The sequence below is a fragment of the Virgibacillus sp. LDC1 genome, assembly GCF_025792345.1.
In the GTDB taxonomy this organism is placed as follows: domain Bacteria; phylum Bacillota; class Bacilli; order Paenibacillales; family Paenibacillaceae; genus Paenibacillus_AQ; species Paenibacillus_AQ lautus.
The window spans coordinates 986441-1004221 of sequence record NZ_JAOXLZ010000001.1 but is presented as its reverse complement, the minus strand read 5'-3'; the positions used below and the strand labels follow the sequence as shown (position 1 = coordinate 1004221).

The 17781-nt window shown below is 48.2% G+C and carries 18 protein-coding genes; 1 reads left to right on the top strand and 17 read right to left on the bottom strand.

What is annotated here, in order from left to right; translation table 11 throughout:
- Positions 1-30: 30 nt before the first annotated feature.
- From OHJ21_RS04745 to OHJ21_RS04680, 14 genes are all read right to left on the bottom strand, one after another.
- The gene (locus OHJ21_RS04745) at positions 31-846 is read right to left on the bottom strand and encodes an NmrA family NAD(P)-binding protein (protein WP_486019380.1); all 816 of its coding nucleotides are present in this window, start codon (positions 844-846) and stop codon (positions 31-33) included.
- 168 nt (positions 847-1014) lie between these two features.
- Positions 1015-1659, bottom strand: coding sequence for a response regulator transcription factor (locus tag OHJ21_RS04740; protein ID WP_326118124.1), 645 nt, complete (start codon positions 1657-1659; stop codon positions 1015-1017).
- A complete protein-coding gene (locus tag OHJ21_RS04735; protein WP_486019379.1) occupies positions 1656-3356 on the bottom strand; it encodes a GAF domain-containing sensor histidine kinase in 1701 nt (566 codons plus the stop codon). Before OHJ21_RS04735 ends, OHJ21_RS04740 begins: the two co-directional genes overlap by 4 nt.
- A gap of 288 nt (positions 3357-3644) precedes the next feature.
- Entirely contained in the window at positions 3645-4733 is a 1089-nt protein-coding gene (locus OHJ21_RS04730; protein ID WP_486019378.1) for a copper resistance D family protein, read from the bottom strand.
- Positions 4734-5366 carry a copper resistance CopC family protein gene (locus OHJ21_RS04725; RefSeq protein ID WP_486019377.1) on the bottom strand — a complete coding sequence of 211 codons (633 nt, stop codon included), beginning with the start codon at positions 5364-5366 and terminating at the stop codon, positions 4734-4736. It abuts the gene before it with no gap.
- Positions 5367-5530: 164 nt separating this feature from the next.
- Positions 5531-6667 (bottom strand): glycoside hydrolase family 88 protein, encoded by a 1137-nt coding sequence (locus tag OHJ21_RS04720; RefSeq protein ID WP_486019376.1) that lies wholly within the window; start codon positions 6665-6667, stop codon positions 5531-5533.
- A gap of 15 nt (positions 6668-6682) precedes the next feature.
- Entirely contained in the window at positions 6683-7564 is an 882-nt protein-coding gene (locus OHJ21_RS04715; RefSeq protein WP_100536541.1) for a carbohydrate ABC transporter permease, read from the bottom strand.
- Between the two features lie 15 nt (positions 7565-7579).
- The gene (locus OHJ21_RS04710; RefSeq protein WP_486019375.1) at positions 7580-8539 is read right to left on the bottom strand and encodes an ABC transporter permease; all 960 of its coding nucleotides are present in this window, start codon (positions 8537-8539) and stop codon (positions 7580-7582) included.
- 82 nt (positions 8540-8621) lie between these two features.
- On the bottom strand, positions 8622-10253 hold the full coding sequence (locus OHJ21_RS04705; protein WP_486019374.1) for an extracellular solute-binding protein: 1632 nt from the start codon (positions 10251-10253) through the stop codon (positions 8622-8624).
- Between the two features lie 141 nt (positions 10254-10394).
- Positions 10395-12725 (bottom strand): AraC family transcriptional regulator, encoded by a 2331-nt coding sequence (locus OHJ21_RS04700; protein ID WP_486019373.1) that lies wholly within the window; start codon positions 12723-12725, stop codon positions 10395-10397.
- 202 nt (positions 12726-12927) lie between these two features.
- The gene (locus tag OHJ21_RS04695) at positions 12928-13677 is read right to left on the bottom strand and encodes an SDR family NAD(P)-dependent oxidoreductase (protein ID WP_100536537.1); all 750 of its coding nucleotides are present in this window, start codon (positions 13675-13677) and stop codon (positions 12928-12930) included.
- 68 nt (positions 13678-13745) lie between these two features.
- A complete protein-coding gene (locus OHJ21_RS04690) occupies positions 13746-14162 on the bottom strand; it encodes a DUF2500 domain-containing protein (RefSeq protein WP_100536536.1) in 417 nt (138 codons plus the stop codon).
- Positions 14163-14377: 215 nt separating this feature from the next.
- On the bottom strand, positions 14378-14545 hold the full coding sequence (locus OHJ21_RS04685; protein WP_481856484.1) for a hypothetical protein: 168 nt from the start codon (positions 14543-14545) through the stop codon (positions 14378-14380).
- 203 nt (positions 14546-14748) lie between these two features.
- Positions 14749-16044 carry a WD40/YVTN/BNR-like repeat-containing protein gene (locus OHJ21_RS04680; RefSeq protein ID WP_486019372.1) on the bottom strand — a complete coding sequence of 432 codons (1296 nt, stop codon included), beginning with the start codon at positions 16042-16044 and terminating at the stop codon, positions 14749-14751.
- A gap of 223 nt (positions 16045-16267) precedes the next feature.
- Between OHJ21_RS04680 and tlp the strand changes: the two genes are divergently transcribed.
- Positions 16268-16495: a small acid-soluble spore protein Tlp gene (tlp, locus tag OHJ21_RS04675; protein WP_326112753.1), complete on the top strand. Its 228-nt coding sequence runs from the start codon at positions 16268-16270 to the stop codon at positions 16493-16495.
- Between the two features lie 71 nt (positions 16496-16566).
- Here the strand turns inward: tlp and OHJ21_RS04670 are convergent, their stop codons facing one another.
- Genes OHJ21_RS04670 through gerPC form a run of 3 tightly spaced genes read right to left on the bottom strand, consistent with a single transcriptional unit; the run spans position 16567 to position 17775 of the window.
- On the bottom strand, positions 16567-16995 hold the full coding sequence (locus OHJ21_RS04670) for a spore germination protein GerPE (RefSeq protein ID WP_486019371.1): 429 nt from the start codon (positions 16993-16995) through the stop codon (positions 16567-16569).
- Positions 16992-17171: a spore gernimation protein GerPD gene (locus OHJ21_RS04665; RefSeq protein ID WP_486019370.1), complete on the bottom strand. Its 180-nt coding sequence runs from the start codon at positions 17169-17171 to the stop codon at positions 16992-16994. The genes OHJ21_RS04670 and OHJ21_RS04665 overlap by 4 nt, the downstream gene beginning before the upstream one ends.
- Positions 17155-17775, bottom strand: coding sequence for a spore germination protein GerPC (gene gerPC, locus OHJ21_RS04660; protein WP_486019369.1), 621 nt, complete (start codon positions 17773-17775; stop codon positions 17155-17157). Before gerPC ends, OHJ21_RS04665 begins: the two co-directional genes overlap by 17 nt.
- Positions 17776-17781 lie beyond the last annotated feature (6 nt).

The window sequence follows — 17781 nt, the reverse complement described above, 5'->3', positions numbered from 1 at the left end:
CTTAGGAATATGCTCCTTCTTTTCCATTTCTTATTTGAAGTATCTTGCGTGCTCTTCCGCCCACTCGGCAAATGTTCTTGCAGGACGTCCTGTTATCTGTTCAACCGTTTGATTGACGGTGTATGCTTCGATTGGCGGATTCATGTACCAGTTGATGACGTAATCGATGACGCCCTTATCAACCCCAAGTTCGGCCATTCGTTTACGCTCCTGTTCTTCGGTTAACTGGATAAACTTTATATCTTTACCGATAAAGCGGCTAAGAATCTGCACCTTTTCAGGAACCGTTAGCGCCTCGGGACCGGTTAAGGTATACATTTGGCCCGCATGGACGTCCTCCGACAGCACCGCTGCAGCCACCCGTCCGATATCCCGCTCATGTATCGAAGCATTTAACGAAGCACCAAACAGATCGCGGACAACTCCCTCCGTTCGTATCGATTCTCTCCAGTTCATAACATTGGACATGTAATCTACCGGCTGCAGCTGTGTCCATTCCAGATGACTCGATTCTACTGCTTCCTCCACCGTCCCTTTCTTTCCGTCCCATAATATGCTTACACGCCTTACTCCCGCAGCCTCGGCGATCCGTATAATCTCCTCCCCTGTCGTAAGCGGGACGTAACCTGCTCCAGTCGTGATTAAATGAAGCCCGGTCACACCCTCTAATGCTGGAATCAGCGTGTCGGGGTTACTCAGATCACCGGCAACCACTTCTACGCCAGCAGGTAATTTGGCAGAAGCCGGATAACGGCTGAGTGCCCTGACGCTATGTCCAGCCCTTAGCAGCTCATGCACAACATGACGACCTACTTTGCCTGTCGCACCTGTAACTAGTATTGTCATGGTTTATTCCTCCTTTATCTCAATAACAAGCCTACAGCAGCGGTACTTCCTTGTAGTTCCATTTAAACGTAATTCCAGACCGGTTACGTCCAGCTCTGGTCTACATCAGCCATACAAAAAAGGCCTTATCCGAAGATAAGACCTGTCACTACGACTATAGTCTGATGTTTATGTGTTGAACCAATGGTTCCTTATCGCGTACAGCGCTGCCTGGGTACGATCCTGTACCTCCATTTTTCCCAGAATATGCGTGATATGCGTCTTTACCGTTTTCTCGGCAATATGTAGTTCTGCGGCGATTTCTTTGTTACTCCTGCCCAATGTAATCTGTTCAAGAACATGCTGCTCACGGATCGTCAGAATGTCGATTCCTTTGACAACCTCGGGATCTGTCGCCACATGGGCAATTAATTGGTTTGTTACCTGAGGATGAAGCATGCGGTTTCCGTTTACAGCGGCAATGATGGTTTCGACCAGCACTTTAGGCTCGATATCCTTCAGTTGATATCCAATCGCTCCCGCTTTTATCGCCGGCAGAACCGAATCCCGGTCGGCAAAACTGGTGAGAATGATGACTTTCATATGAGGAAACTTGCTTGTGATTCGCTTTGTGGCTTCAACTCCGTCCATCTCCGGCATTTTCAGATCCATCAGTACCACATCAGGCAGCAGCTTTTCTACCTTCTCCAGAGCCTCTAGCCCGTTCAGGGCTTGATCTACGATTTCTATCATGGGCTGTGTCTGCAGGAAATAACGCAACCCCCTTAATACGACAAGATGATCATCAACGATGAGAACTTTAATCTTCTTCATTGATCTATAACCTCTTCCTTTGTCCACAACGGTATCATGATCGTCAGCATCGTCCCCGTACCTTCCTCACTGTAAATGCTTAATGTTCCTTGTAGCTCAGAAGCCCTTTCCTTCATGCTGGTAAGCCCAAACGAGCGGGGACACAGTTCGGGCGATCCGGGGTTGAATCCTCGGCCTTGATCCGATATTTTCATATAGAGATAGGAGCCGTCTTGTTCCATTCGGATCCATGCCCGATTCGTTCCCGCGTGTTTGCTGATATTGTTTAATGCCTCCTGCCCAATTCGATAAAGGGTCTCTTCCACCCGGTTCGTCAAAACAGGGATTTCCTTCATGAGAAAAGTCAGCTGTATGCCAAGTTTCTCGGCATAGTCCTTCAGCGATGCCAGTATCCCTTTGGCCTCTCCCGAAGGTCGGAGCTGCCAAATTAACGTCCGCATTTCGGTGAGCGTTTCTTGAGCCAGCTGTCCAATGTCATGTATAGCCTCAGCCGTATGCGTGTTCTCATGTAAGGTCGTCTCGCGAACGCCTTGAGCAAGCAATGAAAGAGAGAACAGCTTTTGATTGACGGAATCATGAAGATCCCGTGCCAAACGGTTCCTCTCTTCCACCAGCAATAAATCCTGCCACTCGTAATATAAACAAATTTTTTCAATCGCTAGTGAAATATGCTCCGCCAGCACCTCTAAGATTTCAACCTCCAGTTCACTGAAGGGACCACTCTCCCGTCCAATGAGGAGCACCCCCATCGTCTCATAGGTTTGAAAAATGCGCTCAAGATGCTTTAATGGTATCGCTGCCGTATACGAATGGGGCTGAATGCCGGGAAGCGCCCGGAGAAGGCCTTCCTGAACCACCACGCTTTGTTCCTCATATGCACGTTGTACGATTCCTGACTTTCGCGCGGACTTTTTGGCAGCCTTACGCACCAGCTCCTTGCCGCTCTGCGTCTGCCCATTCTGATGGACTGTACGAAGATACAAGTTGTCATCGTCAGACGTAATCATGGCCACGCACGGCCAGTCAAATGAATAAGCAAGCTGCTCCACGATCGCCACAAGCATTCTCTTCATATCGTTAATTTTCCATAGATATCTTGTTACTTTGCTTGCCTTGGCATAATAGTCGACGATAAAACGGGCGATGCTGTCCACCGCCTGTTTCTCCTTTTGCTCGGACAGTTTTGTTCGCTCGACCGCAGTTCCAATTTGATAGGCAACGGATTGTAACAACGCAAGTTCTCCCTCGCTAAAATGCGCTTTGCCCGGCGAACCCACATTCAGAAGTCCCAGCCGTTTACCTTGAACCGTAAGGGGAATCGTAGCGTGATGGGTCAGATTGCGAGTTTCTCCCCAGGACTGCTCTTTGGCATTATGCAGACGTTCACATTCAATAATCGTAACCGGTTCATTTAAAGTTCCTTTCCAATACATGCGAAGGCATAGGCAATCTCCGCATCGCATCGGTTTTTGATTATCCCATGATAAAGCAGGAGGAAGGTTGAAATCAGCCATCTTGGTATAGTCAGGTTTATCCTCGACCAGAAAAAGCCACCCTGTCTCAAGATGGGTTAAATCCAAAAGTTTTTCTAGTGTCGTCTGCAGCATTTGATTCATATCGTTGCTCTGATTCAAATTTTCCGCAATCGTCTTCAGAATGAGCAATTCTTTAACGTATTGGTCTTTATCACATAACATCAGGCTCACCTCCATCCCATTCCGAAAAGTGAAATATTATGGGTTAGATTATACACTCACGCAACCTATTACCCCAGCTCTTTCTCCAGAAGCACTTCATCCTCCCGCGTATAACCTGATTTCTCATATGCTCCGATGGCTGGGTGATTATCCTCCATTTGAAGAGTAGGTGCAGGCATCCTTTTACTCGCCCGTATACCATCTTTATCCAGCCTTAACTTCCATCTCCTATCATAAAAAAAAGATCCTGCCGCGTAAACAGCAAGGACCTTATAAACTCAAATGATATTATACTGCGGTAACCGAGAACATCAGGCCGCAATAGATGAACACAACTGCGCCTAAAGCGCTTAACAGCGCGCCTGCTGCGGCCCGGTTTCTGCGAAATACATTCACGACATTCCACAGTAGAACAAGCCCGAGACACAGACTAAGAATGCCTATCCAACTCCACGTAAATGCCAGTTCACCAATCGCAAACCCGGGATGGAACCAAACAAAGGTTGCAGCAGGACCATATGAGGCCAATGTATCCATCACCTCATGCGGAGCCGGCTGCTGGTTCATGTATCCGGTAACGATATAAATCAACCAGATCAGAACTCCTTCACTTCGTGCCCATGCCACCGGATGGTAACCGGAATCCCGGCGCAGCTTGCGCTTTACGAGATGACCGTTTACAAACGCGAATGCCAACAGCGGCAGAATGAGAATATGCTTAACCAGCAGAGCCTGTCCATAAGACAGCGTCCAGCTGTTTATGGGCTCCGGCGTCACGGCTGTCATCAGGAACAGACCCGATCCGATGACCATGATGACACAGACGATCGCTAATGGATGGAACCATCCGAGAAACGCACTCCAGCGGCTCTGATCCGTAGTGAACCATCCTGTTATCAGCAATGTTCCCGTCCAGATCGCCATCGTTGTGAAATGGCCGAAGAATGCAAGCTGTCCTGTGCTTTCGAACAGGGAGGCGGCGTGGTTAAACGAAGACATCGCCACCGCAATGCCCAGCAAGGCAACGGGCATAAGCCAGCGTAATGCGGAACCCGGTTTCCGGCGGACGATCATGGTCAGAATCCCCAATAGGATCGAAAGAACCAGAATCCAGGCGTAACGCTCACCCTCGCTGAACTTGAACATGATGCTGTTAAAGGACTTCCAAAACCCGATATCATCCTTGAAGAACATCATGATCTGCAGCAGCGGCACAAATCCGAATACGAGGATGGCCGCTGCCGCCAACGGACCAAGCCAGGCCGGAACCGAAATGTCCGGTTTATATGCTTTCGGTACCAGGGAGAGTACCGTGATGCCTGCCAAAATGGCGTAGGCTAAATATAGAAACGGCTCACTTAACCAATAGTAAGACATTTATTTTTTCTTCCGTGAGGCTCGAATTCCAAAGTAACCTGCAACAAGTGCTACAATCACGATGACCACGATCCACACGGTTGACCCGCTGCCTCCCGATTGTTCGGAAGCTGAATTGTCCGCTTGCTGATCCTGGCCAGCCGTTTGATCCGCGTTGTCTGCGGAGGTATCGTCTGCAGGCGCTGTTTCATCCTGTGTATTTCCTGTATCCGCAGGCGTTTCTTCGGTATCGGCTGGTGTCTCGGGGGGAGCTTCCGCTACCGGGGCATCTACCTCGAAGGCGTATGTCCCATCCACGGGATGTCCATCGCCGCCAACGATTTTCCATTCGACCGTGTAGGAGCCGGATGGAAGCGGTGCTGCTAGCGTTCCCAGCATGGTATTCTGGTTGACCTTGACCTCGGCTACTTCAACCGATTCGCCTTGCGCATTTTTAACCTTGAGCGTGCTCAAGTTTTCATCGATATTTTCATTAAATGACAGGCTTACTTCCTGAACGCTTTCCGTCAGCTTGGCATCCGCCGCGGGCGTACTGGTTTCCAGCTTGGAATGGGCCCACGTTGCTGTCGGGAACACCAGTATTAGCAGCAGACCCAAGGTCAGCAAGACTGAAGTTTTCACATGTTTCAACACGCATATCTCCTCCAAACCATTTATCTTAAATTTGAATCTTCCTCATCATAACAAAGACATCCTGACAATGCTAATGAGTATATTGTGAACAATGATCCTATGATATTTTACATAAAAAAGGGAATGCCGCACAGCACGCGACATCCCCGGAATGATTCATAGATTCAATTATCTTGACCTCTCTCATACCAATAGCCAGGTATCCCTTTGGTCAGTCGCAGCAAGGCTTCGAGATAATAGTAATCGCCCCAGACCATATAATCATCCGGTCCGACGCCCCCTCTGACGTAATAGGAACCATGCTTGATCAATCCTTCCTCACCCGCCTCACCGATGGTAGAATATCGGTTTACGAGAGATATCATCGACTTATCGACGGCTTCTGTCAATAGCCCTTTATTGTCATCTTCTCCGTCCAGATGCTCCAATATCTCCAGCATGCCGCACGCCGCAATGGCGGAAGCGGAGCTGTCGCGAGGTGTATCCGCTTCAATCGGAACGTCAAAATCCCAATACGCAACATGATCCTCCGGCAGATATTCGATAAAGAAACGGGCGGCACGTAAAGCCGTATCCAAATATTTCGGATCACGGGTATAGCGGTAGGAGAGCGCAAATCCGTAGATGGCCCATGCCTGGCCGCGCGTCCATGTAGAGCCGTCATGATATCCTTGATGCGTTCCTCCTCGGATGGGGGTTCCATCCTCCGGATTGAAGTAAAAGGTATGATACGACGAATCATCACCCCGCATTAAGTAGCGACGACTCTTGTCCGCGTGCGCTACGGCCACGCGCTTGTATCGCTCATCACCTGTCTGATCATACGCCCAATACAGCAGCGGAATGTTCATCATGCAATCGATGATAATGCGACCGCCGTTCTTCTCGTCGCCTTTCCGTCCCCAGGCCTGAATATACTGTCCCTCTTCCCGCCAGCGCAGCATCAGATGATCCGCTGCTTTTAGCGCCAGCTGCTTACCCTCTTCAAGTTCATCCACGATCCACGCGGCCAATGCAGAGGGCAAATACAGAAATCCGATATCGTGATGGTCCAGATGCCGCTTTTCCTGCAGGCGCAGCTTGTAATCCTCCAATTGGGCTATTGCCGTTTCCTTAAACAGCGGGTCCTTCGTATATTCATAACACAGCCAGATCATCCCGGTGTAGAATCCTTCAATCCAGTCATTGCTTTCTCCCCACTCGTAACGCTTCTCTTCCGTGATATGAGGAAACTTCATCGGGAATTGTCCGATATTCCGCTTTGTTTTTTCTACCGCATCCCTAATGGCTTGCTCCCACATGAGTCAACTGCCTCCTTATTCTTTGATAGCTCCGATCATGACGCCCTTCACGAAATATTTCTGCAAAAATGGATACAGAAACAAAATCGGCAGCGTAGCCACCATAATCGTTGCATACTTAATCGTTTCGCCAACCGGCATCCGATCTCCCCCGCCTACCGAGGTCATCATGCTGCTGGTATCGTTTTGAATCAGAATTTCGCGCAGGATCAGCTGCAGCGGAAACAAGTTTCGATCCCTTAAATAGATGAGGGCATCAAACCATTTATTCCAGTGCCATACCCCGTAAAAGAGTACCATGACGGCAATGACCGGCAGCGATAGCGGGATGATGATCCGGAACAGAATGGTCCAGTCGCTGGCTCCGTCGATCCGTGCGGATTCCTCAAGCGCATCCGGTATCCCTTGGAATGCCGTTCGCATAATAATCAAGTTCCATGTCGTCATGGCGCTTGGAATAATCAATGCCCAGTACGTATCAAGCAGACCCATATTTTTCACGAGCAGGTATTTCGGGATGAGCCCGCCGTCAAAAAACATCGTCATTACGATCAGCATCATGATGGTGCCCTTCCACATCACGTTTTTCCTGGATAAGCCATAGGCTCCTAGAGCCGTCATCAGAATGTTCAGCGTCGTGCCGACCACCACATAAAATATTGTGTTCAGGTAGCTTCGGATAATATTGGGGTTCTCAAATACCATACGATAGGAATCCAGCGAGAAGCCCTTGGGCCACAGCAGGATTCCCCGGTGCTGAACGAAATCAGCCGGCGTGCTGATTGAAGCAAACAATACGTAGAGAAACGGGTATAACGTGACAATCGATAGCAAGCACAAGAGAATGACATTCGCAGAATCAAACAGGACTTCACTGACAGATTTTGAAGTACGCATAGATGCCCCCCCTTTCTACCACAGCTTCGTATCCGTAAACCGCTTGCTGAGATAATTGGCTCCAATAAGCAGCATAAAGTTAATCATGGAATTAAACATGCCGACGGCGGCACTAAAGCTGTAGCTTGCTTCCAGAATCCCCTTACGGTAGACGTAGGTACCGATCACGTCGGCCGTCTCATAGGTAACCGGATTGTACATAATCAGGATCTTCTCATCCTGCAGCGCCATAAAGGAACCAATCCGCAAGATGAGCAGAATGATGACCGTTGGCAGAATGCCGGGCAGCGTAATTTGAAGCATCTGCTTCCAGCGGCCGGCACCGTCCACTTTAGCCGCTTCATAAAGGGACGGATCGATATTGGAAATAGCTGCGAGATATATAATGGAGCCCCAACCGATTCCCTGCCAGATGGCGGATGAGGTATAAATGGTGCGGAACCATTCCGGCAGCCGCATGAATGATATCGGTTTGCCGCCGAAGTAGGTGATGATATGATTAATCAGCCCGTCTACCGACAAAAAATCGACCAGCATCCCGACAACCACAACTACAGATATGAAATGGGGAATATACGTAATGGATTGTACCGTCCGCTTAAATATGCGATATCGTACCTCATTCAGCATTAACGCGAGCACGATGGATGCGGGAAAAACAAATATGAGATCGTACGCGCCCAGGATAATGGTATTGGTAACCACTCGTTCAAAGAAAAATCCGTTAAAGAAATCGCTGAAGTGCTGAAATCCGACCCACGGGCTATTCCATATGCCGAGCCCTGCCGAGAAGTTTTTGAACGCAATCTGCAGGCCATATAACGGTCCATAGTGAAACACGGCATAAAAAGCCACAACCGGCAGCAGCATCAGGTAAATCGTGGAGTTCCGGCGAAAGTCCTTCGCAGCTCTTGCGCTGAAGCTCTCTGGCTTGCTCTGTATCGTAACGCGGTTTGTCTCTTCCTTAAGCTGCACCGTATGCCCTCCTCTGACAAAAAGATCATTCACAGTTAGAGGGAGAATCCCGAGGTATTCTCCCTCTTCATGCGCCTACAACTTAACGGCTGTTGAACCGGTCCAGCGCGGCTTGCTGAATCTGGAGCGCTTCCTCAATGCCCATACCTTGAACCGTTTGGACAAACTGATCAAACCCGCTGATCGGCTCCACGCCCATAATGAATTTGTTAACCATCTCTTCGTAGTACGTATTAATATCGTTCATGATCGAGGCATAACGTGTGCTTTCTTCAGCCGTTGGCGAAATAATCGGCATCAAACGGTCATTCTCCGCCTTCATCCATGTCTCAATGGCCGCTTTCTGCTGAGGAAGCGCGGAATACTGCTCGATGTAACGGCGATCCTGGACGAAAGGTCCCGAATAACTGGCCAGGTTGTATTTCGACAACGCCTGGGTGATCGACAGCCCATCTGGATTTTTCATTACTTCGTCGGTATAGGTCGGGTACCCGTCCTTCATCTCGTAGCTGACTCCTTCGACCCCGAAATTAAACAGCATATGCCCTTCTTCCCCATATTTGTAATCGAGCCATTTCACCGTTTCCGCCGGGAACTTGTTCGCTTTTGTAACAGCCGCCCCAAATCCGTTGAACGGCGAATCCTTCTGTCCAAGGAGCGGCGTGTCCCCCTTCTTCAGCACAACGTTCGGAGCGCCCACCAGTTCGACGTCAGGATTGCTTTTTAGCATGAGCTCGGAATAGCGGCCGAGGCTGCTGCCCATGTAACCGGAGAAGGCACCCACTTGATTGTTGGTCACTTTGGCATCTTTGAGTGTCCCGTCCGTTGCCGCATAATCCTGATCGATCAGGCCTTCGGCATACCATTTGCTCATCGTCTCCAAATACGATTTGAATTCGGGTTGGATGGGTCCATACTGCACCTTACCGTCCACCTGATAAAATCCGGTCGTAATTCCCCACGCGCCGACAAAGGCATGGTTGATGCCCGTCATATCCATATCAAGCAGGAGCGGGATTTCATCCGCTTGCCCATTTCCGTTCGGATCCTTGGTCTTGATCGCCTTCAATACTTCATACCACTCATCGATCGTTTCCGGAACGGACAGCTGAAGCTGGTCAAGCCAGTCCTTGCGAATGATAAGGCCGTTAAAGGTCAGCAAATATTCGTCCCCGCGGATAAATGGAAATACGTAAATGTTCCCTCCGTCTGTCGTGATCAATTTTTTGTATTCCGGATGCTCGTTCAACACTTTCGATAAATTCGGCGCATGCTCTTCAATCAACTCATTCAGGCGAATGATCGACCCGTCCGAAATGGCTTTATCCGGGCCTCCTGATACGTTGGCCCATCCATGCTCCACAACATCCGGCAAATTGCCTGACGAAACCATGATGTTAAAGGCGTCTGCCTCCTGGCCCGCCGGCGGATGCTGGAACTTCACTTTGGTGCCTGTCGTTTTCTCCAATTCCTGATATGCAGCGATTCCGTTCATATCCTGCATCGTTGCTGATGCATTTGCATTCAGCGATACCCAATAGGTCAACTGTTCAGGATATCCCGGGTCACCTCCAGCGGCCACGCCTGTTCCTTCCTTACCTTTTTCGCCGGCAGGCTCCTCGGTCCCCGAGCTTTTTCCGCTGCATCCGGCAATCATAGCCACAATCAGCATAAAGATCGCAAGTCTCGCAACACGTTTCCGGTTTGTTTTCAAATCACGACGCCTCCCTTTTTTCCTAATGAATGATCATCTGATAAGACTAGGCTCAAGTTATTCCAACCAGCCCTGCCTCAAATATTAATGCTGAAGCGCTTACAACGTATACCGTACAGTTTCAACATTCATAAACAGGGATTAAGAATTGAGATGATCATTTCTTAAGGTCGATGATAGGGAATGCAGGGTTTCCTTGTATTTTCCCGGGGTGATGCCTTCGTATTTCTTGAATACCCGGATAAAACCGACGTCACTGGTATACCCGACGGAACGGGCAATGTGCGATATTGTATTTTTGGCATCCCGCATCATTTCCTTGGAGCGCTCGATCCGAATCTTGGCCAGGTAATCCGTGAGATTGGTGCCGCTGTTTTTCTTGAAGAAAGCCGACAGATAGGGCGGCGTAATATCGAACTGCTCGGCAATGGAAGACAGACTGATCATGGCATCGTCGTGGTGATCCGCAATGTAGCTCTTGATCTTCTCAAGCAGCAGCGAAGAGGAATCTCCCCTTTGATCTCTTACGTAGAGACAGACCTTGCCGAGCATCCATTTCACTTCCCGGTAGAGCTCCTCTACCGTACTTCCTTCCGTAATTTCCTCAAGCGATTTCCCCGACTCGCCGAATATATCCTCGTACTTCAAATTCAATGCATTCAGCAGCTTGAACATGGTGCTGAGCAGGTTAGCGAACATGAGTCTGCCGAGCTCAGGTGAGATGGATTGTCCATTGAAGTTATTGTGGTACAGACACTGGATGATATCCTGCGCCTTACCCGTATCCCCGCTTTTCATGGCGTTAATGAGCTGGATTTCCGTCTCAATGGGAAAATCATAATACACCCCCGTTTTCTGCTTCATTTCTTCGTACAATAAAATCGGTTTATACGCAGTAAAAATGGAATATTCCAACGCCTTCAAGCTTTCGGTGTAACCGCTCGCCAAACATCCAAGACCTGTGCGGATGTCGCTGATCCCGATCGTTATCTCGGATTTAAAGCGCTGTTCAATCACCAGCTTCACTTCCTCTGCCCAATCGTACAGCTGGGCTGCCTTGTCATGCAGCGGTTCTGGCATGTTTAGAATAATGGCAACCACGTTCTTCTCCAGCTCTACGGAATATGCGGTAAAGGGATGAATTTCTTCCGCCACCTTCCCGGTGACAAAACGGATCAGGGCCCATTCGCTTTCCCGCTCATTATGTATGAACCCGCTGGCATCCCTCAGCTCGATCAAGGCAACAACAAAACTCGAATGCGGGAATGAGATCCCCATGAAATCCAGAGCATGATCGGACATATCCGCCGTATCCACGTTCCCCTTCAGTAAGCGCTGCAAAAAATTCGACCGGATCACCGGTGTCTGCCTGGACAATTGCTCTTTCATCTCCGTTTGCTTCCCAAAGGAATCCGCCATGGTCGATTTGATATAATCATATTCGTTACGTACCTTTCCCTCTTTAACCGGATGGGATTGGCGGATGAAGCGGATAATGTCGCGCAAAGGGAAATACGCGCGGTAGGTCATGAACGCACAGGCGGCAATCCCGGCGACAAGACAGATGACCAGAACGCCAACGGCCATTCGTTTGACCATATTGACCTTTTCCATAAACACTTTTTCCGGCACGGCCGATACGTACTCCCACCCACTCCGCGTAGATCTAGTCGATACTGTCATCACACGCGGATGATCCGTGGTTTTACCCACGCGAACCTCGGATTCACCAGCACTCAGAATCACTTGGCCGCTGGCATCCTTGATGTAAATGGTTCCGTGGTTTGTTTTCACAATCTCCTCAAGCAATCCCGCGATCTGCCTCTCCTCAATCAGCATAACAAGCGCGCCTTTGGGATTAGCCTTTTCACCAAATGGAAGCGTTTGCATATATGTGAGCATGCGTTTCTGATTTAACCCCTTGCCAACTTCGGTCACGGGCAAATACCGATTAAAGTGGACACCGTGAAGAACATCTGTTTGATACTGTTGAAAGGTTAATTTTTCGTATCCGTAAATATCGGAAAACAAGACACTGGACGTTGTCTTTAAGGATGGGCTGAGAACCGTATCGCTCTCCCGTAGATATACATAAAAATCGGTGATAAAACTGCTGCTGTTACGGTATCGCTGCATTTCCTGCATAAAAGTGTAGTAATTGTAGTTCTCGGTTCCATTTTGAGGGGAACTTGCCTTTAGCAGCGCATCCAGTCGCGGATGCGAAGAGATGTTCCGGGAAATCAGATGCATTTCATCCAGTCGGCTATCCACGACCTGCTTCGCCTGTTCGATCAGTGCCATATTGGAGTTGTTGGCATTCTCGATCATAATCCGCTCGATTTGCGTATACAGTCCCCAGAACACGATGACCGGGATCAGCAGTATCACAAGATAGGACATGAGCAGTGTAACGAACACGGACACTCGATTGGAACGTTCATTTTTTGCGCTGGTTGTCGTCAATTTCCCCATACCCTCATTCCTTCCCATTCTTTAGATGTGACTTTTTCGTACTTACATTAATTACATCATACTGTTTTTATTTATCATGAACAGGTTTTCTTCAAAAATGTTAATGCATCACGAATTTGTATCATATACGAGACGATCGCCCCCATGACCATCAAGAAGAAGAGCGCCTTCCATGGGAAGACGCTCTTCTTCTTCAGATAAACTAAGGCTCATATATCATTTTGCGGGTCATGCCGCCATCCACAACCAAATGGGCCCCCGTCACGAAATCATTGTCCGGATCGGTAAAATAGAAGCAGGCTTTGGCGATATCGGCCGGGATCCCTACCCGTCCGGCAGGGTGCTGTTTATGGTCCACTGAACGAAGCTCATCATAGTTTCCGGTTTCAATCCAGCCTGGACTTATACAATTCACCCGAATCCCATCGGGTCCCAGGCTAACGGCCATGGCATGGCTCAACGCGACAATGGCTCCCTTGGAAGCTGCATAAGCCTCCGAATTCGGCTCGGACATGATCGAACGCGTGGATGACATATTGACGACAGCCCCTCCATTCCCAGCCTTTTTCATATGTACCGCCGCTTCACGCGTAGCTAAAAAGCAGCTTCGGGCATTCGTGTTGATCACATCGTCCCAGTCTTCAACCGTAAGCTCATATGGTGATTTCCACCGGGAGACCCCGGCATTGTTAATCAAAATATCGATGGTGCCGGCATATTGAACGGCTTGGTTCATCAGACGTTTAATATCTTCTTCCTTCCTTACATCGCAAGGGACGAAAACCGCGTTCAATCCTTGTTCCTTCAAGATGCTTGCTGCCAGGTTGCCCTGTTCTTCATGAACATCGCTTATTATCACTCGAGCTCCGCTTAGAGCATAAGCCTCAGCCAACCCGCGGCCAATCCCATTGGCAGAGCCCGTTATCACGACCGTTTTATCCTGGAATTTCATATGCTGCCCCTTCTTCTCCTTCATTATATACCACAAGAGAAGGCGGATATAAAAATCAAATCCGACACTTATTTAGGTTGGTCATAACCCCGGACCACGCTAAGATGCGCCCTCGGGTGCCTAACGAACCCGTAATAACGGGTTCCCTGAAAACGCAGCAGTCCCTCGTCTCCTTCCGCGCACATGCCGAATTCCTCCCCATTTACAACAAACTCCATGCGGTCCCCGCTCTCTACTTCAAATGTCAGATAATAGGTGGTACGAGTACGGCTCGACATCGTATCATCTGTCTGCTGCGTATGTTTCACTTCTGTTCGCTTGCTCACAATCTTGGAATCGACCGATAGCAAAGGCTGTCGGTTATTCTGACTCCATTGCAAGATTCCCTTACCGGCCGACAGCAAAATGATCCCGATGACGACGATGAAAAACACGGGCATTACGCTGCCGAAAAAATCGAACATCCAAACTGACCCCGATCCCATACGGCTCCCCCCTCCACCTTGTCTTGAAATATGTATATGCTTTATTTCGGACAATTTAACTCATACCTCATGGAAAGTTTGATTGAAATTTTAAAGAACTTGTCCCTTTCTGGAAGCACCAAAAAAGCCGATGTCTGCACTTTGCCAGTCATCAGCTTCTTCGTGGGACTAGAACGTCCTGTTCCATTCCTTCTCTTCATTGTCTTCATTTCCATTCAATCGTAAGCCAATCTCATCCATTTCATCGTTTCTTCTTGTCCTGTCATTTCATGCTCCTGCGGTGTCATTTCCTGCTCATTCCAGCAAGCCAGACACTGCTCCTCGGTGTCGCATAAACATGCATCATCACAATGGTAGCAAAGGCGGAGGAAATTTATCGTCATTTGATCGGTATGCATATGGATCGTCCCCTTCCAAACAATTTGGAGTATCTGATTACACCTTTATCGTAGCATACATAAAGGTTAATGTTTGTGATTTATTTCACAATATATATTGAAAAAAAGCTTTATCAGAACTGCTGGTCACAGTCGATAAGCTTTTGATCTGGTCTTGGCGAATTCAATTCAGGTATTCTCGCCCTACATTATAGACCCTGCCAGGTTTCTCCGCCGTCACTGCTTTTCATCAGACGCGATCGATTCTTGTCCGTTGTTTCAATCAGCATCCAACCGACATCAGAAGATGTAAACTGCAGTTTTACCACGTTCGGATATTTGGCGAGATTATCGTTCAACAGCTTGCTCCTCGGAAATGGCTTCCAGGTTTTGCCCATATCGTTCGTATGATAAACAATACCATTCACCATTCTCCACCCGTCATGAAGGCGGCGGAAAACAGGCTGAATGGAACCCTTGCCGGTATCACCCGGCATGGGGAATGACACCAGATTCCATGATTTCCCACTGTCGGCAGTAAAGTAACCCAAATAGCTCGCCTGATCATCCTTCACGCAGGTAACCGGTATATAAACCTCGCTTCCGCTACTCCCTCTGCCCAGAAACTTGGGGGTGCCGGCAAAGATCGAACCGCACGAATCCAGCAGCTTGCTCTTGAATATCTGACCGGAGGACTTCCATTTCTGACCTCCATCACGGGTAATATACAATTTGGAGGATTGCATTTCACGAATGGTTGCAAATCCGACAAGCGAATCCGTGAATGTTAAGCCGATGATGGACCCTGTTCGTGGAATCACGCTGCCGGGAACTCGGGATGTAGGATACTCCGTATTCTGCATGACCTCTTCCCATAATCCGCCATTGTTGTTGGTTCGAAATAGCGACTTCTCCTCGGAGCCCCGCGAAAGGTCGCCTTTCGCCATAATCCATCCCTGCTGAGATGAAACGAAGGACATGGCCGTGACGACGCCTGTCTCCGGCAGCGAGGAAAGCTTCCAGGTGTCTCCCCCGTCCGTCGTATTGAGCAGGATCGTTTCGGCTGATCTCTGCTTGTTACGTATAATCCAGCCATGTTTCTTATCCGTAAACACGATGTCTTTCCCATACTCCAGCTTGTCAACGAATTGAACGTTGGATGAAGGAGAGATATCAACCCACGTTTCGCCATAATCTTGGGTCTGGTAAAGGCGCAGTTCCGTGTTCGTTATTCCCCATGCAATCCCCGTTGACTCATTTAAGAGCTGGAAATCCGTCAAACGTGTATGTATCTGATATTTACTTTTTTCCTCAGGTGCTTTCATCGCCGTATCCGGCGTTACTAGTGTAATGGTCTGACCTTCTTCTTCATCTTCAACCGATTCAGGAGGGCCTTCTACTGTAGAAGTTTGCTGTTGTTTTATCGGTTCTGAGGTACAGGCTGCTAACATCAATGTCATCATCATTAGCATACTGAGCCAGAATATAAAACGACTTGATCTCAAGAATTCTTCCTCCTCTTATTTCGATGTCATGCTGCAAGTCTGCTTTTTCGACATTATAACATATTACGTCCAACGGAAATGTAAAGAACTGACTTGCAAAATTTACAATACTGTAGCTTTTTTGATAGTGTCAGTCTCATATGTATAAGGATGTTTTTATTATGGAAGACTTTTGAGGTGTGTAATTTTAGCAAGGCAGTTGAATTTAAGGAGGTGAACACTCATGGCTAAACCCGATAATCGCGAAGACAATGTAGAACATTTGCAGCAGGCAGTCCAGAACACGATTGAGAACTACCGTGAAGCCGAAGATTATCTCGAGGAGTTTGGGGATGAGATTCCGGCAAGCGAGAAAGAACAGATTCAAGATCGCAATGCTCGTCGTGAAAGGAGTATTTCCGGCTTCCGGGAAGAGATCAAAGACGAAGCTGCCCATCAGCAAGGAGAATAATCCGTAGATCACATAAAAACAGGAGGAGCATCATGTGCTCCTCCTGTTTTGTACATATCGCCTACTTGAGATTATTCCTTCTCCACGAAACTCTTTTTGACAATGACTCCCTTATAATCCTTTAAATACTCGGGCGCACCCGTAATAAAGTGTCTAATCGCCTTCACCCTGGATTCCAAATCCATGGTATCGTTCGGACCCACCTGTACAACCGATGCAGATGCAGCCGCTATAATTTCGAGGCATCCCACATGAATCTTCTTATGGTCTTGTATAATGTTGAGCTCTACGTCTGACTGTGACGGCCATGTCGGTATGGATCTGGAAAATATCGAGTAATCCTCATAATTACCCTCATCTTCAAAAAACACCGGGACCTGCCGCTGAACCGCCAATGCACGCGTATTGGCATCGATATGTCCCGATTCACCGCATATACATGCTGAACTATTTGATATATTGATAATATACATATGATCAACATGTGAATGACGTTTCATGGTGCCGAGCCCGGGGATAACGGAACAAGCGGACTGATTTGCAGTGATTCGGAAGGCGTATCGTACATGGAGGAGCTAGTAATGACATGGGTATCTCCTATCAACAGTACGGACGAACTTGAGATCGCCGTAATGCGAATCGAACCAACCTGGAGCTCTTTATTCACGACTGTCATTTTCATTTGAATTCCACTTCCCTCGTTGCAAATTAAGAAGATGCTGTTCAACTGCCGTAACGATCTCACTCTTCACTTGTTTGATGATCGATTGCTCTACGTCTAGCGGGTTCATGCCTTCCCTGTTCGTTTGATATTGCTTCAGATACACCGTAATACGGTCTCCGAGTTGTTTACGAATATCTTCTATCATAACCGCAGCATATTCATCACCAGGTACAAGATTGGCTTCGGAAATCACGCGTTCGATCTGCTCGGGTACGATGTCTTCTAGATAACGTGATACATTCTGATATATGTTCGAGTACTGCTCACCGTCGGCATATCCCGACGAGGACTGTGCTAACGGCTGACCATTCACGGTAATATCGTCCAGGGACTGCCCCTCTTTAGGCATCAGTCCAATATTTAAGGTGCCTTCCAATTTTTCAATTTTCAATAAATCAAAATTATATTCCACCCGATCTATCGTTTTCTCGCTTCCCTGTCTTAATCGATCTATTTCACTGCGCATTTCCTTCAGCATTTGTTCCATTCTACTCAGCTGGTCTGACTGAGTACGAAGAAGATAGAACAATTGCTGTATATAATAGGAATCGTACATGGAACC

What these genes read in the sequence shown, in the direction of transcription:
- OHJ21_RS04745 (WP_486019380.1), bottom strand. Translation starts at nt 846, where the DNA reads ATGACAATACTAGTTACAGGTGCGACAGGCAAAGTAGGTCGTCATGTT.
- OHJ21_RS04740 (WP_326118124.1), bottom strand. Translation starts at nt 1,659, where the DNA reads ATGAAGAAGATTAAAGTTCTCATCGTTGATGATCATCTTGTCGTATTA.
- OHJ21_RS04735 (WP_486019379.1), bottom strand. Translation starts at nt 3,356, where the DNA reads ATGTTATGTGATAAAGACCAATACGTTAAAGAATTGCTCATTCTGAAG.
- OHJ21_RS04730 (WP_486019378.1), bottom strand. Translation starts at nt 4,733, where the DNA reads ATGTCTTACTATTGGTTAAGTGAGCCGTTTCTATATTTAGCCTACGCC.
- OHJ21_RS04720 (WP_486019376.1), bottom strand. Translation starts at nt 6,667, where the DNA reads ATGTGGGAGCAAGCCATTAGGGATGCGGTAGAAAAAACAAAGCGGAAT.
- OHJ21_RS04715 (WP_100536541.1), bottom strand. Translation starts at nt 7,564, where the DNA reads ATGCGTACTTCAAAATCTGTCAGTGAAGTCCTGTTTGATTCTGCGAAT.
- OHJ21_RS04700 (WP_486019373.1), bottom strand. Translation starts at nt 12,725, where the DNA reads ATGGGGAAATTGACGACAACCAGCGCAAAAAATGAACGTTCCAATCGA.
- OHJ21_RS04695 (WP_100536537.1), bottom strand. Translation starts at nt 13,677, where the DNA reads ATGAAATTCCAGGATAAAACGGTCGTGATAACGGGCTCTGCCAATGGG.
- OHJ21_RS04690 (WP_100536536.1), bottom strand. Translation starts at nt 14,162, where the DNA reads ATGGGATCGGGGTCAGTTTGGATGTTCGATTTTTTCGGCAGCGTAATG.
- OHJ21_RS04685 (WP_481856484.1), bottom strand. Translation starts at nt 14,545, where the DNA reads ATGACGATAAATTTCCTCCGCCTTTGCTACCATTGTGATGATGCATGT.
- tlp (WP_326112753.1), top strand. Translation starts at nt 16,268, where the DNA reads ATGGCTAAACCCGATAATCGCGAAGACAATGTAGAACATTTGCAGCAG.
- OHJ21_RS04670 (WP_486019371.1), bottom strand. Translation starts at nt 16,995, where the DNA reads ATGAAACGTCATTCACATGTTGATCATATGTATATTATCAATATATCA.
- OHJ21_RS04665 (WP_486019370.1), bottom strand. Translation starts at nt 17,171, where the DNA reads ATGACAGTCGTGAATAAAGAGCTCCAGGTTGGTTCGATTCGCATTACG.
- gerPC (WP_486019369.1), bottom strand. Translation starts at nt 17,775, where the DNA reads ATGTACGATTCCTATTATATACAGCAATTGTTCTATCTTCTTCGTACT.